The 2,978-nt window shown below is 54.3% G+C and carries 1 rRNA gene and 1 other annotated feature (1 of these 2 cut by a window edge); the gene reads left to right on the plus strand.

Going from position 1 to position 2,978, the window contains the following annotated elements:
- Positions 1-39: a sequence feature (16S ribosomal RNA rRNA prediction is too short), on the plus strand (it extends 933 nt beyond the left edge of the window).
- 8 nt (positions 40-47) lie between these two features.
- Positions 48-2,955 (plus strand): 23S ribosomal RNA (locus tag Xmir_RS35020).
- Positions 2,956-2,978: the final 23 nt, after the last annotated feature.

Genomic DNA, 2,978 nt, shown 5'->3' on the forward strand with positions numbered 1-2,978 from the left:
TGATGAGTCTCTCAACCCTGCAATCTGAAGACACCTTCGGGTTGTGAGGTTAAGCGAATAAGCGTACACGGTGGATGCCTAGGCAGTCAGAGGCGATGAAGGGCGTGCTAATCTGCGAAAAGCGCCGGTCAGGTGATAGGAACCGCAATACCCGGCGATACCCGAATGGGGAAACCCAGTGCAATCCGTTGCACTATCATTCACTGAATCCATAGGTGAATGAGGCGAACCGGGGGAACTGAAACATCTCAGTACCCCGAGGAAAAGAAATCAACCGAGATTCCCCCAGTAGCGGCGAGCGAACGGGGAACAGCCCAGAGCCAGCATCAGCATCAGCGCCAGGAGAACGGTCTGGAAAGGCCGGCAGTAAAGGGTGATAGCCCCGTATCCGAAGACGCTGGTATTGTGAGCTCGAAGAGTAGGGCGGGACACGTGGTATCCTGTCTGAATAGGGGGGGACCATCCTCCAAGGCTAAATACTCCTGACTGACCGATAGTGAACCAGTACCGTGAGGGAAAGGCGAAAAGAACCCCGGCGAGGGGAGTGAAAGAGAACCTGAAACCGTGTACGTACAAGCAGTGGGAGCACCCTTTGCGGGTGTGACTGCGTACCTTTTGTATAATGGGTCAGCGACTTATATTCTGTAGCAAGGTTAACCGTTTAGGGGAGCCGCAGGGAAACCGAGTCTTAACTGGGCGTTAAGTTGCAGGGTATAGACCCGAAACCCGGTGATCTAGCCATGGGCAGGTTGAAGGTTGGGTAACACTAACTGGAGGACCGAACCGACTAATGTTGAAAAATTAGCGGATGACTTGTGGCTGGGGGTGAAAGGCCAATCAAACCGGGAGATAGCTGGTTCTCCCCGAAAGCTATTTAGGTAGCGCCTCGTGAACTCATCTTCGGGGGTAGAGCACTGTTTCGGCTAGGGGGTCATCCCGACTTACCAACCCGATGCAAACTGCGAATACCGGAGAATGTTATCACGGGAGACACACGGCGGGTGCTAACGTCCGTCGTGAAGAGGGAAACAACCCAGACCGCCAGCTAAGGTCCCCAAGTCATGGTTAAGTGGGAAACGAAGTGGGAAGGCTCAGACAGCCAGGATGTTGGCTTAGAAGCAGCCATCATTTAAAGAAAGCGTAATAGCTCACTGGTCGAGTCGGCCTGCGCGGAAGATGTAACGGGGCTAAACCATGCACCGAAGCTGCGGCAGCGGCACGAATGTGTTGTTGGGTAGGGGAGCGTTCTGTAAGCCTGCGAAGGTGTGCCGTGAGGCATGCTGGAGGTATCAGAAGTGCGAATGCTGACATAAGTAACGATAAAGCGGGTGAAAAACCCGCTCGCCGGAAGACCAAGGGTTCCTGTCCAACGTTAATCGGGGCAGGGTGAGTCGACCCCTAAGGCGAGGCCGACAGGCGTAGTCGATGGGAAACAGGTTAATATTCCTGTACTCGGTGTTACTGCGAAGGGGGGACGGAGAAGGCTAGGCCAGCCGGGCGACGGTCGTCCCGGTTTAAGCGTGTAGGTGTGTGCTCCTGGCAAATCCGGAGTACTGCAACACTGAGGCGTAATGACGAGGCACTACGGTGCTGAAGTGGTTGATGCCCTGCTTCCAGGAAAAGCCTCTAAGCACCAGGTAACACTGAATCGTACCCCAAACCGACACAGGTGGTCAGGTAGAGAATACTCAGGCGCTTGAGAGAACTCGGGTGAAGGAACTAGGCAAAATGGTGCCGTAACTTCGGGAGAAGGCACGCTGGCATTAGGTGAAGAGACATGCGCTCGGAGCTGAAGCCAGTCGCAGATACCAGCTGGCTGCAACTGTTTAATAAAAACACAGCACTGTGCAAACACGAAAGTGGACGTATACGGTGTGACGCCTGCCCGGTGCTGGAAGGTTAATTGATGGGGTCAGCCGCAAGGCGAAGCTCTTGATCGAAGCCCCAGTAAACGGCGGCCGTAACTATAACGGTCCTAAGGTAGCGAAATTCCTTGTCGGGTAAGTTCCGACCTGCACGAATGGCGTAATGATGGCCAGGCTGTCTCCACCCGAGACTCAGTGAAATTGAACTCGCTGTGAAGATGCAGTGTACCCGCGGCAAGACGGAAAGACCCCGTGAACCTTTACTATAGCTTGACACTGAACCTTGAGCCTTGATGTGTAGGATAGGTGGGAGGCTTTGAAGTGTGGACGCCAGTCTGCATGGAGCCATCCTTGAAATACCACCCTTGAATGTTTGATGTTCTAACGTAGGCCCGTGACCCGGGCTGCGGACAGTGTCTGGTGGGTAGTTTGACTGGGGCGGTCTCCTCCCAAAGCGTAACGGAGGAGCACGAAGGTTAGCTAATCACGGTCGGACATCGTGAGGTTAGTGCAAAGGCATAAGCTGGCTTGACTGCGAGAGTGACGGCTCGAGCAGGTACGAAAGTAGGTCTTAGTGATCCGGTGGTTCTGCATGGAAGGGCCATCGCTCAACGGATAAAAGGTACTCCGGGGATAACAGGCTGATACCGCCCAAGAGTTCATATCGACGGCGGTGTTTGGCACCTCGATGTCGGCTCATCACATCCTGGGGCTGAAGTAGGTCCCAAGGGTATGGCTGTTCGCCATTTAAAGTGGTACGCGAGCTGGGTTTAGAACGTCGTGAGACAGTTCGGTCCCTATCTGCCGTGGGCGCTGGAAGATTGAAAGGGGCTGCTCCTAGTACGAGAGGACCGGAGTGGACGCACCACTGGTGTTCGGGTTGTCATGCCAATGGCATTGCCCGGTAGCTAAGTGCGGCAGAGATAACCGCTGAAAGCATCTAAGCGGGAAACTTGCCTTGAGATGAGTCTTCCCTTGTCCCTTGAGGACACTGAAGGAACGTCCGAGACGAGGACGTGGATAGGCTGGGTGTGTAAGCGTTGCGAGACGTTGAGCTAACCAGTACTAATGAACCGTGCGGCTTAACCTGACAACACCGAAGGTGTTTTGGGT

This window comes from Xenorhabdus miraniensis, from assembly GCF_002632615.1.